At 41.3% G+C, this 12505-nt stretch carries 13 protein-coding genes and 1 pseudogene; 9 read left to right on the forward strand and 5 right to left on the reverse strand.

Annotation, left to right across the window (positions count from 1 at the left end):
• The first annotated feature begins 376 nt into the window (after nt 1-376).
• The 3 genes from V7K53_RS23710 (at nt 377) to V7K53_RS23720 (ending at nt 2712) form a co-directional block, all read left to right on the forward strand.
• The gene (locus V7K53_RS23710; protein ID WP_335200003.1) at nt 377-1597 is read left to right on the forward strand and encodes a HetZ-related protein; all 1221 of its coding nucleotides are present in this window, start codon (nt 377-379) and stop codon (nt 1595-1597) included.
• Between the two features lie 91 nt (nt 1598-1688).
• The gene (locus V7K53_RS23715) at nt 1689-1904 is read left to right on the forward strand and encodes a type II toxin-antitoxin system RelE/ParE family toxin (protein WP_335200004.1); all 216 of its coding nucleotides are present in this window, start codon (nt 1689-1691) and stop codon (nt 1902-1904) included.
• A 331-nt stretch (nt 1905-2235) separates the two neighbouring features.
• Nucleotides 2236-2712, forward strand: coding sequence for a PD-(D/E)XK nuclease superfamily protein (locus V7K53_RS23720; RefSeq protein WP_335200005.1), 477 nt, complete (start codon nt 2236-2238; stop codon nt 2710-2712).
• Here the strand turns inward: V7K53_RS23720 and V7K53_RS23725 are convergent.
• Nucleotides 2709-3545, reverse strand: coding sequence for a DNA adenine methylase (locus V7K53_RS23725; RefSeq protein ID WP_335200006.1), 837 nt, complete (start codon nt 3543-3545; stop codon nt 2709-2711). The genes V7K53_RS23720 and V7K53_RS23725 overlap by 4 nt on opposite strands.
• Nucleotides 3546-3710: 165 nt before the next feature.
• Here V7K53_RS23725 and V7K53_RS23730 point away from each other — a divergent pair, with 165 nt between their 5' ends.
• From V7K53_RS23730 to V7K53_RS23740, 3 genes are all read left to right on the forward strand, one after another.
• Nucleotides 3711-3917: a DUF751 family protein gene (locus V7K53_RS23730; protein ID WP_335200007.1), complete on the forward strand. Its 207-nt coding sequence runs from the start codon at nt 3711-3713 to the stop codon at nt 3915-3917.
• A 119-nt stretch (nt 3918-4036) separates the two neighbouring features.
• The gene (gene rbfA / locus V7K53_RS23735; RefSeq protein ID WP_099099512.1) at nt 4037-4456 is read left to right on the forward strand and encodes a 30S ribosome-binding factor RbfA; all 420 of its coding nucleotides are present in this window, start codon (nt 4037-4039) and stop codon (nt 4454-4456) included.
• An 839-nt stretch (nt 4457-5295) separates the two neighbouring features.
• Nucleotides 5296-5532, forward strand: coding sequence for a DUF4327 family protein (locus V7K53_RS23740; protein ID WP_094347157.1), 237 nt, complete (start codon nt 5296-5298; stop codon nt 5530-5532).
• A 520-nt stretch (nt 5533-6052) separates the two neighbouring features.
• Here V7K53_RS23740 and V7K53_RS23745 read toward each other — a convergent pair.
• Both V7K53_RS23745 and V7K53_RS23750 read right to left on the reverse strand, forming a co-directional pair.
• Complete coding sequence (locus V7K53_RS23745) at nt 6053-6406, reverse strand: hypothetical protein (RefSeq protein ID WP_194046709.1); 354 nt, start codon at nt 6404-6406, stop codon at nt 6053-6055.
• A gap of 270 nt (nt 6407-6676) precedes the next feature.
• A complete protein-coding gene (locus tag V7K53_RS23750) occupies nt 6677-7423 on the reverse strand; it encodes a 3-oxoacyl-ACP reductase family protein (RefSeq protein ID WP_335200009.1) in 747 nt (248 codons plus the stop codon).
• A 165-nt stretch (nt 7424-7588) separates the two neighbouring features.
• On the opposite strand from V7K53_RS23750, the pseudogene V7K53_RS34120 reads away from it, so the two are divergent.
• From V7K53_RS34120 to V7K53_RS23760, 3 genes and pseudogenes are all read left to right on the forward strand, one after another.
• Nucleotides 7589-7699, forward strand: a pseudogene (locus tag V7K53_RS34120) (TetR/AcrR family transcriptional regulator); the annotation flags it as partial.
• Nucleotides 7700-7795: 96 nt separating this feature from the next.
• Nucleotides 7796-8122, forward strand: a complete 327-nt coding sequence (locus tag V7K53_RS23755; protein WP_335200011.1) for a TetR family transcriptional regulator C-terminal domain-containing protein — start codon at nt 7796-7798, stop codon at nt 8120-8122.
• 475 nt (nt 8123-8597) lie between these two features.
• On the forward strand, nt 8598-9503 hold the full coding sequence (locus V7K53_RS23760) for a cation diffusion facilitator family transporter (protein ID WP_335200013.1): 906 nt from the start codon (nt 8598-8600) through the stop codon (nt 9501-9503).
• A gap of 247 nt (nt 9504-9750) precedes the next feature.
• Here V7K53_RS23760 and V7K53_RS23765 read toward each other — a convergent pair whose 3' ends face one another.
• Both V7K53_RS23765 and guaA read right to left on the reverse strand, forming a co-directional pair.
• Nucleotides 9751-10155, reverse strand: a complete 405-nt coding sequence (locus V7K53_RS23765; protein ID WP_335200014.1) for a response regulator — start codon at nt 10153-10155, stop codon at nt 9751-9753.
• A 656-nt stretch (nt 10156-10811) separates the two neighbouring features.
• Complete coding sequence (gene guaA, locus V7K53_RS23770; RefSeq protein ID WP_335200015.1) at nt 10812-12434, reverse strand: glutamine-hydrolyzing GMP synthase; 1623 nt, start codon at nt 12432-12434, stop codon at nt 10812-10814.
• Nucleotides 12435-12505: the final 71 nt, after the last annotated feature.

The following is a 12505-nucleotide window of genomic DNA, read 5'->3' on the forward strand; positions in this document are numbered from 1 at the left end:
TTTCGGAAATTGCGATCAAAATAACTCCAGTTTTAAAATTGTCATATTTAAAAGCAATGTCTAGAATAGGCTGTTCCGTGAGGCCGTGGATATAAGAGGATGGTGGCAAAACTTGGCACAGTAAGGTATTTGACAACTTTGAGAAAATGGCAGGTACTCGTGTGCCAGCGCTGAGATGGTGGCTTGTGAAGAAAACCGACACATTGCCATAACTGTAACTCTTTCGTATTTCCTATAGTTTTGATATATGAGCTTTAGATGTGAGCATTATATACGGCAAGTCTTGATGGATGAATGCCTAAAGATTCACAAGCCTTGGACAGCCTTGATTGCTGTGTCTGCGTTGTAATTACGGTGCAATACTACTGGAAAAGTCATGAAAGCTAACGTCGTCAATCTACCAAACTCTACACCAATTTTTGAGAACCACGTTTCGACAGAAGAATTTTCAAATAGCAGCAGCGATCGCTTGATTCAATTGCTGTCTGAGGAAATGCAAGCGCAAGTGAAAGCAACACCCAAGTGTGTAGAAGCTTTAGCAAAGCGCATAGCCGTAGAAGTAGAACGCATTTGCGATAAAAGCTCCCGCATTCAAACATCTGGGGAAATCAAGTCTTGGCAGATGACTTTGGGAAGGCATCGGATGCAAAAATGCTTACGTTACTACCAACTAGGTTCCAAACAAGGGCGGGTGGAATTACATAGCAATTTGGGTGCTATGGTTTACCGTCATGTAACTATGTCCGGTTCTGAATTGGGCTTTGATGCTCGTTACAGCCTGATTGAAGATTTTTTACAAGCATTTTATATCGAAGCGATTAAAGCTTTCCGTAGAGAAAACGAACTACCAGAGAATCACACGCCGCGTACTCAGCTGCAATTAGCTGAATACATGGCTTTTACAGAACAGTATGCCAAACGCCGGATCAATTTACCTGGTGGTGCAAATCAGCAATTGATTATCTTGCGGGCCCAAGGTTTTGCTCGTCGTCAGCCCCAAGAAACTACCGTGGATATTGAAATGGCGGTAGAGTCTGCTAAGGGTGAAGAAGCAGAATCTTACCAGCGTAACTCGGCGGTGCAACAACTGCGATCGCAAATGATTGCCCAAACTAATTTCGATCCATCTGAAGAATCAGAACGCGATCGCGTCATCACTGAATTGATGAAATACCTGGAGTCTCAAGGTCAATCTGATTGTATGAACTATCTCAGCTTGAAACTTCAAGACCTTTCAGCCCCAGAAATTGACCAAATTCTCGGTTTAACCAGCCGTCAACGCGATTATCTCCAACAGCGCTTTAAATACCACGTAGAAAAGTTTGCCAAGCAACACCACTGGCAATTGGTACATCAATGGTTAGGTGCAGGTTTAGAGCAAAAACTGGGTTTATCTTCCCAGCAATGGGAAATCTTTGTAAATCAACTCACAGAACAACAACAGCAAATATTACAGTTAAAAACTGCACGGGAAAACGACATTGCGATCGCTAAAGCCATCAAATGCACCCCTAAACAACTGCAAAAGCGCTGGACTCAACTTTTAGAAATCGCATGGTCTATCCGCAACGGTCATACTGAAGCCCAGACAGGTTGAAGTCAAGGCGAAATCACTAAAATTTATTCAAGCTAAATTCTAGTTATTACAGAGGTTGTTGAAGATGTAAAAGCTAGAATCTCTCAACGTCATGGCTAGACAAGTTAACTATCCTTATGCCGCACAACTAGATATTATTGAGGCTTATGACTGCTACAAGGGGCGCGAATTTAGGTTAAGCGCTGAGTTCCTACGATGTATTGATGCCTGCCTGAATTTAATTCAGCGTCACCCCAGGACATACCAGATTGTTCATGAAACCTATCGCCGCGCTACAATTAGGCGTTTTCCCTACGTCGTTTTTTAGGAGTTTAATAAACAGGAGATTATTCTCTACGCTGTTTTCCACTGTTTCCAAAACCCAGAAAAATGGCGTAGTCGCTTACAATAGTTGCTCTTTGAGACTAAAGATAAATCCATTATTTTAACTATTACCTGAATTAGTAACTCATTCACTAATCCAAATTATTAATACATTTGTATTTGTTTAGTACAAAAATACCAATAAATTCGGATTTTTTACCTATTAATCCAACCTCGTTTAGCCAAAATAAAAAATTCATATTAAGCAACTGAACCTTTTTTACTGCTTCTGTGAAATCCTATAATAAGCAGGACTTTTGGCAGAGGGATTTAGGATGGCTCTGACTCAAGGCGGACGGGCAAATAAGTCTGGGAATATTTTAGAAGCAAATGTAGAAGCAATCTTGCATGGGCATAATTATTTCCAAGTAGGAAGCTATGTCCAAAAAGAATTTATACTAAATGCTACTTTATTGCCAAAACGTTATGGCAAAGAGGTTTATATTGGAACTGGAATTTATCATACCTATCTGAAGGTTGATTTTTATGTTGTCGGCTCATCTGCAATGCCATCTGGTTTAATTTTCGAGTGCAAATGGCAAGAAAGCCCCGGTTCAGTTGATGAAAAATTTCCTTACTTGAACATGAACATTCAGCACTATTACCCAGCACCAACTATCGTAATTTTAGGCGGTGAAGGTATGCGAGAAGGCGCAAGCAAATGGCTGAAAGCAAGAGTTAATGATAACCATAATTTATTAGCAGTCTATAGCTTAGATAGATTTATTGCTTGGGCAAATAAAAATCTTTAAAATAAAGATGTAATTAAGAGTTCGTTAATAACGCCTCTATTTTTTATATTTGAGTTAATTGAACGCGTTGCTTTAATTTTATAGGTTTCAAAATTGATATCAGTATAAATTTTTTTAATAAATTCACTATCAGAATTGCATATCATAACTTTGACACCACGACTTGCTAACTCTGCACAAGTATCTCTTAAAAGTTCTTGGTCTTTTTGACTAAAGCAATTTTGACTATAAGCAGTGAAATAGCTAGTATCACTGATAGGATGGTAGGGCGGATCAAAAAATACAAAGTCGTCACTGCTAGTCGCATGATTTAGGACTTCTGTAAAATCTGCTTGTTTAATTTCTGCATGGGAAAGGGCTTCTGAAGCTGCTTTTAGTAAAACCTCAGCACAAATATTTGGATTGTTATATCTGCCTAATGGCACATTGAATTTTCCCTGTGAATTGACTCGATAAAGACCATTAAAACAAGTCTTATTAAGATAAATTAGACGAGCCGCTTTTTCTATATCAGTACCACTAGAATTGTTTCTGACACTATAGTAATAATCTTTATCATGTCGGATTTTATGCTCTTTTAGTAGAGAAATTAATTCCTCAACCCGATCTCTAACGCAACAATAAGTGTTAATTAATTCGGCATTAATATCAGTTAAAATGGCTGCACTTGGTTGGAGATAGAAAAAAACAGCACCACCACCTAAAAATGGCTCATAGTAATTTTTATAACTCTTGGGAAAATAAGGAATATATTGCTGTATCAACCGACTTTTACCCCCTGCCCACTTCAAAAATGGACGCGGGCTAGTTTCCTTCGAGACTTGAATTACCATTTACTTACAATTTAACTGAAAATAATTATGACTAAATAAAGCCAATATAACCGACAAGCCAAATTTTAGATTAACTGGCTAAATTTCTAGCCACATATATTACAATTGAGTAGATAAAGCATATCAAAACAAACGTAAGTATATAACAAGGCAGTTTACATTCAGATGTTTGACGGATTTTGGGATAACGTTTTTCGCTACCCCCGATACTTAATTACGATTGTCTTAGGCTTGTTTCTGAACACCTTTGCGCCATTAATGCCATTGTTGAAACGCCCTATCACTTTGATCGCTATCTTGGGGTTATTTGTGAGCAGCCTAGTCTTCCTGACTTTCACCCTACGGGCAATGCTGGGCTTGAGTCCAATCTAGACTAGCGTTATATCGGGGCTGTGCCCCACAGACGGTTGCTTTTGGCGTTGCTCCCGCTAAGTACTGTCTATTTTGCATCTATTTTTGTCGTACAACCTCTGTGATGAGGCGAAATTTTTATGGCTACAAATCGTCGGGTTTCCCGCGTTGCTGAACTGATCAAACGGGAAGTTAGCCAAATGCTGCTTAACGGAATTAAGGATGACCGTGTGGGTACTGGAATGGTCAGTGTGACTGATGTTGATGTTTCCGGCGATCTCCAACACGCCAAAATCTACGTCAGCATCTATGGTACAGATGAAGCTAAGGTAGAAACAATGGCAGGCTTAAAGTCGGCCACAGGTTATGTCCGCAGCGAACTTGGGGCGCGGGTACGCTTACGTCGTACACCAGAGGTGATATTTCTCGAAGATCGCTCTATAGAACGCGGTAATAAAGTATTGGCACTACTAAACCAACTTAACCACGATCGCCCGCCAGAAAATCTGGTAGCAGTAGAAGACAGCACTGTTCAAAATGATGAAGAATTCTCCGAATAAGTAACTAAAACAACAATGTAACTTCAGAACAATTAATCTCAGCAAATCCGCCAAACAGTTTACAGACGTGACTAGATCGCGTCTGTTTTAATGTGAACATAACCCAATTCAGCAAGACACTTCTCTTTTTGTAGGCGAAACAAGGTTTAAACATTCTTCGTTGCTAAAACTCCATTCCTTTATGGGTGGAATATTCACTAATTCTGAAATTCTGACTCCTGTTTCTGTGTGTCCTGATTACGAATTAGAGAATTACTCGACCCTTTTACAGATGTTTTTCAAAACAAAATTGGATGGTGTTAGTGCTGAAATTAACTAAGAAATTACAGGCTTACTTAAGAAATTGTTAACAGATGCTATGGTTAAAGCCTTTGTAGTATACTTTGTCCGTTATGTTTTGCAACAGTTTATACCCCAGTAACTGACAAATATTATTGTGTTGTTTACCTTAGATGAATACCCGCAGTTATAGATCCAGCTTTTAAGGTGATTATTTGATATGTAAGCCATCGCAATATAAACCCTTCCCACCCACCAAATCTTGCCTAAATACAGTAATGGCAAGACTTTCAGACTTGTGGCATCAAAGTCATACAGCTACATAAGCAGGTTAAGTTAACTACTTGGAATTTTTTTTGTAAAGCGGATTTTCGGGAAATGTCAGGATTCGTTGACTTTCTTAACATTTCTTGAGATAATTTCAGGAGATGTAGCGTCAAAATAAAAATAGTTCCGTATAGCAAACTACAAAATCTTAGCCACAAGTCTAATTTCTGTAATGTTTGTTCCTAATTTTTAACGGGAACACTATCGTAAGTGTTAATTTGTGAGTAAAAACCATGAGTGTGAATACGGTGCCTTCTATCAATTACTACTCTCTAGACGTGATTCAAGACGAAGCACGCCGACTGGTGCAAAAGGGAATGGTTAGCCGACAACAGCCAATATATAGCCTCTGCCAATACATTCCAGCGAGAGAGTGGGTTTGCGTTGAATGTGAATTAGAGAAATGTGACTTTTTGTTACGCGATCGCATTGGCGACCTAATTGGTCGCGAACAGTGGGACAACGACTAATCAATGTTTGATTTCGGGTTTGGGATTGGGAGTTTGTTTTTGATGTGTGGATGTCACCATCAAAGATTCAACGCTCAATCTGGGGGATAATCTCTAGTTTTGAATGAGCATTGCCCTATACAGAATCTTGCGTTTTTGATTAATACAGAAGCATTTGAGTCTGAACTTATACAACTTTTCAAGTTAAAGAAGGCATCAAAACCATTTGTTCTGTACATCTGGTGTCACGGCTTGAGTTTAGTATATAGATTCTGCGAAGTTCCTACATCGATCCGATAGAAGTGTAGGAACTTCACATTTGAACCGAAATTGCATCCCTTACTTGAGGGAAGCGATTGTCTGCTTGCCGTTAAAAGCCAAAATCAGCCTTGAAAAGTTTGCTAAGTCAGGCTAACGTTCATCAGTTGCCACAAGATAGGGAACCTCCGCAAGCAACTGGCTCAACTTTCGCAAAATCCAAAATTTTTATAGTATTTTTTCTGAAAAAATCTTGCAAAGCACAGAAAAATCGGATGAACTATTATCCTACTTGCTCTAAATATTGATTAATGTCTTCAATGATGCGAGTAAGTTCAGCTTCAGTAGTCAAGCGAATGTTGACATTGCGGACAGTCAGCAAAACTTTGGCTGCGAAGGGCGTTGGCCAGATATTAGGATTACAAAAAACTTCTAAAAATACTTCACCCGTATAACGATATTCCAGGGGAGGCTGGGGAGTCACTCTACCACCGCCAGGAGTGGGTTTAGCAGCGATCGCTTTCAGGCGTTCCATCAGTTGATCTGTCGCTGTCTTTAATTCTCGTGCTGCTTGGGGTGAAAAACTGAAGGAGACTGAACCTTCAATTAAGTTCAATGTTAGAGGAATTGAAGACATATTTTTTTTATTAAAACTTCTTGATAAGTACTTATATTACCGGAAGAAGGGGTCTGAATCCCACTCTGATAGTTCTCGGTGTCTTCTTCAAAGACCATTAGTACCGCTTGGCGTAATTCGTTAGTCTGTCAAGACAAGTATTTTTTCCTGGGTAAATAAGTTTGTAGTAAGGACTTTAGTCCTTGTGTTAAGCACTGAAGTGCTTACTACGTAACAGGCTTTCATTAGTTTGCAACCAGAGTATTACCCTGTCGTTCTGTTACCGCCGAATCAGGCTGCGAAGCCGCCATCAATTTTCAGACTCGCACCAGTAACGAAACCAGCTTCTGCACTGGCAAGATAGGAAACCATATCGGCGACTTCTTCACTCCGACCATAGCGCTGGAGGGCAATCATACTTCTCATGGTGTCGGCAAAGGAACCGTCAGCTGGGTTCATGTCGGTATCCACCGGGCCGGGTTGGATATTATTTACTGTGATGCCACGAGGACCGAGATCGCGGGCCAGACCGCGCGTAAAACTAGCGATCGCACCCTTGGTCAAGGCATAAACGGAACCACCAGCAAATGGCATGATGTCACTGTTGACGCTGCCAATCATAATGATCCTTCCCCCCTCGCCGATATGGCGGACAGCCTCTTGAGTTGCCACAAACACGCCCTTAATATTAACCGCGATGATTCGGTCAAAATCATCTAGTGAGAACTCGTCGATAGTGGCCAAGGTGGCGATCCCCGCATTGTTCACGAGGATATCGAGACGGCCAAAAGCTTTTACAGTCTCGGTGACAGCATTTTTCACCGCTTCAGCATTGGCACTGTCGGCGCGGATAGCCAAAGCTCGTCCACCTGCTGTTTCGATCGCAAGCACCACCTCATCGGCTTTTTGCGGCGAGCTAGTGTAGGTGAGGGCAACAGCTGCCCCATCCTGGGCGAGACGTTTAGCGATCGCTGCCCCCAAACCGCGTGAGCCACCTGTTACCAATGCCACCTTACCTGTAAGTTTTTTGTTGCTCATAGTATTCTTTTGTCATTAAAGTTTTGTATCGTCTGGTATAGATATAAAGCATGGGGGTAAGCCTGTCAAGAAATTATTATACTGATGAGTATGAAACAGGAAAAAAACACTGCGGCTATAGGCCGACCCCGCGAGTTCGATACTGATGACGCGCTCAATCGTGCAATGTATGTGTTCTGGCGCAAGGGCTATCTAGGCACATCCCTCTCGGATCTGACTGAGGCTATGGGCATTAATCGTCCTAGCCTTTACGCCGCTTTTGGCAACAAGGAATCTCTATTCCGCAAAGTGCTGGAGCGCTATGCCGACGGGCCATCAGCTTATCTTCGTGAAGCTCTCAAAGAGCCGACTGCGCGCCAGGTCGCCGAAAGGATGATGCACGGAGTCGTTGACTTAGGAACCGATCCACATAATCCACCGGGATGTCTCTGGGTTCATGGCACGCTTTCATGCGGAGATCCAGCCGATCCGATCCGGCAGGAATTGTCTGCACGCCGACAATCGAGTGAAGCTTCTCTGCGTAAGCGTTTCGAGCAGGCAATTTCGGAAGGGGACTTGCCAGCCGATTCAGATCCAGCTGCTCTCGCCCGCTTTGTTGTGACGGTCAATTGTGGAATATCAGTTCTGGCGGCAACCGGAGCTACCCGAACAGAACTCCTGCGGGCTGTGGAGACAGCGTTGCAAGCGTGGCCACAGTAAAAGATAGCGCCTATTTGGTATCACATGGATATCTGACGTGGAAACTGTCAGATTTCGCTTCTCAAATTGTGACAATTTTCTAAATAAACCATGAGCTTACTTATCCTTATCAGGCAGTAAATAACACTCATTAAGCCGATCGGTTATTTAGAGTAAATACAGACCAATGATGGTCATCATAATATCTTTGAATACACTTCGATATGACCTCAGTTGATGTATTAATAACAAAGTTAATTAAAATATTACTGAAATTAATGCTAAATATACGCGGTTATTTATAAAGCCGTTACTAATGCCTATCCAACTTGTAGCTGTTGTTAGTTAAAAAGAATCTCAACAAATTGATCTAAAACATAGAGACTATAGAGAGACTTAGCTCTTACTGTGTAAGACTTTGATACACTTCATTTGTGTTTATTTCTATTTTGAGGTCTACATTAGAAGTCATAGAACTTGATGTGATAAATTATCTATGATTTACGATAACCGCGCTGAAGTACGAAAGGTTTTAATTATTACTCTATTGCTCAACCTGTTTGTAATGGGATTGAAAGCAGTTGTGGGCTACTGGACAGGTTCTTTGAGTTTATTAGCTGATGCCTTGCATAGTGTGACAGATAGCGCCAACAACGTTTTAGGATTAATTGCGAGTAAATTTTCTTCTCCACAACCCGATCGCGAGCATCCCTACGGACACAGCAAGTTTGAAGCAGTAGGCGCTCTAGGAATTGCCTCATTTTTAGGAATAGCCTGTTTTGAAATTCTGCAAGGAGCAATCGAACGAATTCTCAAAGGTGGTGGTGAACCGATAAAAATATCGCCACCTGAGTTGTGGTTATTACTAATTGTGCTGGGCGTAAATATTTTTGTGGCGTTTTATGAACGTGCTGTGGGTAAGCGGGTAGGTAGCTCAATTCTCATCGCTGATGCGACACACACCATGAGCGATATTTGGGTGACAATTTCTGTAATTGGTGGCTTGATAGGAGTTTGGCTAGGTTATCAATGGATGGATTTGGTATTAGCTTTTCCTGTCGCCTTGTTGGTATTTTGGAGTGGCTGGTCAGTTTTAAAAGAGAATTTGCCTTGGCTTGTAGATCGAATGGCGATCGCACCAGAAGCAATACACGCGATCGCCACTTCTGTTCCAGGTGTAATTAACTGTCATGCGATCGCTTCTCGTGGTGTTCTTGGTCGTCAAGTTTTTATTGAAATGCATTTAATAGTGGATGCATCAGACGTAGAAACCGCCCACCACATTACCGAAGAAGTAGAAAGCCGATTAGAAGAACGATTTCGTCCAGTGAGAATTTTAATTCACGTCGAGCCACCAGCATATAAATCTGAGCAAATTAGTTTTGAAACTGGAGCAAAGTAGTCTCAGTCATTCTAAATCACGCCCTATACTATGCTGGTTCCCCTTAAAAAGGCTTGCTTTAATTCCCTCATTAAAAAGGAGAGTTAGGGGGGATCAAGCCTGAACCTAAGTATATTGTGTTATTGTCAACATTTTTTCCCAAACCAATACCTTACCAAAAGTGATGTTTTATAACCTTAATTTCTTTGTTTAAAAAATAGATAAAGAAAATAACAAATAACGACTGACAAATAACTGCATCTTTGTATTAACTCTTATAAGAAGCAACCAATTCTGCGACGATCGCAACTAGTTCTCCTGGATCGACAGGTTTAGCCACATGAGTCTGAAAACCCGCTTCCAAAGCACGGCTACGATACTCGCTATCACCATAAGCAGTTAAAGCGATCGCGGGAAGTTTTCCATAAAGATCGGGCTTTAGTGCCCGGATCTTGCGAATAAGGGTGTAGCCATCTTCATCAGGCATAGCAATATCACAAATCAAGACATCTGGTTGCAACTCAGGTAATACTTTCAATGCTACCGCTGCCGATGCAACTGCCGTAATGGTGGCTCCATCAGCTTCCAACACAGTAGTAATGTAAAAGCGGCTATCATCATCATCATCAACTACGAGGATGTTTAAGCCAGCAAGGGGAAGAGCAGGTTCCATAACATCTCCATTAATGTTGATCGAATGAAATGTATTTCCAATGATCTGCTTATTTTTTATCTTTATCACCATACCATTGGTAATTTTACTGCGATCGCGCCGATTTTCCTAGAAAATAACTCAATTTGTCTTGTCACCATCCAATTGATGCTTAATTATTCACTGGCATTTATAATTATCGACTGGATAAAATTATGTTAGTGTTTAAATTCCTTTACATTAAAAAATTAACTTTAACGAATAAGTTAAGTTCAAAAATAATCTTGTTAACTACTGACTGCTTTTTTACTAACATGTTTGGATTTTGATGGAGCTTGAAAAAAGTCAAAAAAAATAGACAATGCCAAGTCTTAAAACGAGTCAGGTCGGCATTGCCATTTTTAAATCAATACAGTTAGTTCAGATAAGCTCAAAACCTAGATGTAGAGACGCTATTGATCGCGTTTTTAAAGACCAATTATCTACACCAATAACTCTTAACTCAAGCTTATTGAAACGCAGCCGCAGACGCTCCAGATCCAGTCAGAATTAGGAGTCAGAAGTAATACACCTAACTATTAACTTGCAAACTGCTGTATGCGAATCTAAACTCCTGGAAGTAATCTGAACCATAGCAAAAAGTAATGAGCTTTTAGTTAAGTCAACTCAAAACTTGATTACTCCCATTCAATGGTTCCAGGTGGCTTAGAGGTGATGTCATAAACTACCCGATTCACCCCTTTTACCTCATTCACAATTCGAGTAGAAATCACTTCCAAGACATCATAAGGCACTCTCGCCCAATCAGCAGTCATGCCATCTTCACTGGTAACAATCCGCAAAACAATGGGGTAAGCGTAAGTACGTTGATCTCCCATAACGCCAACACTACGAATTGGCAGCAATACAGCAAATGCTTGCCAGAAATCATGATACATACCGCGTTGGTTAATTTCTTGCCGTACAATCAAATCGGCATCGCGCAAAATATTTAACCGCTCAGATGTAACTTCCCCCAGAATACGAATTGCTAAACCAGGCCCAGGAAAAGGTTGCCGTTGAACAATTTCTTCTGGTAAACCAATGGAACGTCCAAGTTTGCGGACTTCATCTTTAAATAGTTTCCGCAGTGGTTCAACCAATTTAAATCTTAGGTCTTTGGGCAAACCGCCAACATTGTGATGACTCTTAATTTTCACCGCTACCCGCTCACCACTTTGGGGATCTACATTGGTGTCAGCAGATTCGATCACATCTGGATAAAGAGTTCCTTGAGCTAGATAGTCAAAGTGACCGAGGCGCTTGGATGTTTCCTCAAATACACTGATAAATTCGTGTCCGATGCGGCGGCGTTTTTCTTCAGGATCTGTTACCCCAGCAACTTTAGCCAAAAAGCGATCGCGGGCGTTAACATATTCAACAGGAATGTGAAACTGCTCTTGAAACAGCTTTACCAATCGCTCTGGCTCATATTTTCGCATAAAGCCTTGATCGATAAACACGCAAGTCAGTTGCTCGCCAATTGCTTTGTATAGCAAGAAAGCCAAGGTAGAAGAATCCACTCCCCCAGATAGCGCCAACAGCACCCGCTTTTCACCAACTCTGGCGCGAATTTCTCGAATTGCTTCTTCAACAAAAGCCGCTGTTGTCCAAGTGGGTTCACAATCGCAGATATGGTAGACAAAATTACGGATTAATGCTATACCACCAACAGAATGCACCACCTCTGGATGGAACTGAACGCCGTAAAGTTTCTTTTCGTGGTCGGCGATCGCAGCACAAGGAGTATTTTCTGTATGTGCTAGCAATTCAAACCCCGATGGCATTTGAGTTACTGAGTCTCCATGACTCATCCACATGGTAGTGCCATCTTCAACATTAGTAAGCAAATCTGTGGGATCGTCAATATATAATGAGGCTTTGCCGTATTCACCTCGATCGGCCTTTGCCACTTCCCCACCAAGTTGGTTTACCATCAACTGCATCCCATAGCAAACACCCAAAATGGGTATTCCCAAATTCCAGATTTCTGGGTCACAATGGGGAGCGTTATCACCATAAACTGAACTTGGACCACCTGAGAGGATGATTCCCTTGGGATTGAGTTGGCGCAAATGTTCAGAAGTAGTGCGATAGGATAAAACTTCGGAGTATACTTGAGTTTCGCGGATGCGACGGGCAATCAACTCAGAATATTGAGAGCCAAAATCCAGAATTACAATCAATTGGCGATCGAGCCGCCCAAAATTTTCCAATGTTTGGGGCGCTTGTTCTGTTGGTAGAGTCACCGCTGTATTCATGACGGAAGTGTTATATCTGTTAAGGATAAATAGATGCTTTGTGGTCTATGGTGATGCTATTATCCAGCCTA

The sequence above is a fragment of the Nostoc sp. genome (assembly GCF_036917355.1).
Classification (GTDB): Bacteria; Cyanobacteriota; Cyanobacteriia; order Cyanobacteriales; family Nostocaceae; genus Nostoc.

What these genes read in the sequence shown, in the direction of transcription:
- V7K53_RS23730 (WP_335200007.1), top strand. Translation starts at nt 3,711, where the DNA reads ATGTTTGACGGATTTTGGGATAACGTTTTTCGCTACCCCCGATACTTA.
- V7K53_RS23710 (WP_335200003.1), top strand. Translation starts at nt 377, where the DNA reads ATGAAAGCTAACGTCGTCAATCTACCAAACTCTACACCAATTTTTGAG.
- guaA (WP_335200015.1), bottom strand. Translation starts at nt 12,434, where the DNA reads ATGAATACAGCGGTGACTCTACCAACAGAACAAGCGCCCCAAACATTG.
- V7K53_RS23740 (WP_094347157.1), top strand. Translation starts at nt 5,296, where the DNA reads ATGAGTGTGAATACGGTGCCTTCTATCAATTACTACTCTCTAGACGTG.
- V7K53_RS23725 (WP_335200006.1), bottom strand. Translation starts at nt 3,545, where the DNA reads ATGGTAATTCAAGTCTCGAAGGAAACTAGCCCGCGTCCATTTTTGAAG.
- V7K53_RS23750 (WP_335200009.1), bottom strand. Translation starts at nt 7,423, where the DNA reads ATGAGCAACAAAAAACTTACAGGTAAGGTGGCATTGGTAACAGGTGGC.
- V7K53_RS23715 (WP_335200004.1), top strand. Translation starts at nt 1,689, where the DNA reads ATGGCTAGACAAGTTAACTATCCTTATGCCGCACAACTAGATATTATT.
- V7K53_RS23720 (WP_335200005.1), top strand. Translation starts at nt 2,236, where the DNA reads ATGGCTCTGACTCAAGGCGGACGGGCAAATAAGTCTGGGAATATTTTA.
- V7K53_RS23765 (WP_335200014.1), bottom strand. Translation starts at nt 10,155, where the DNA reads ATGGAACCTGCTCTTCCCCTTGCTGGCTTAAACATCCTCGTAGTTGAT.
- V7K53_RS23760 (WP_335200013.1), top strand. Translation starts at nt 8,598, where the DNA reads ATGATTTACGATAACCGCGCTGAAGTACGAAAGGTTTTAATTATTACT.
- V7K53_RS23745 (WP_194046709.1), bottom strand. Translation starts at nt 6,406, where the DNA reads ATGTCTTCAATTCCTCTAACATTGAACTTAATTGAAGGTTCAGTCTCC.
- V7K53_RS23755 (WP_335200011.1), top strand. Translation starts at nt 7,796, where the DNA reads ATGATGCACGGAGTCGTTGACTTAGGAACCGATCCACATAATCCACCG.
- rbfA (WP_099099512.1), top strand. Translation starts at nt 4,037, where the DNA reads ATGGCTACAAATCGTCGGGTTTCCCGCGTTGCTGAACTGATCAAACGG.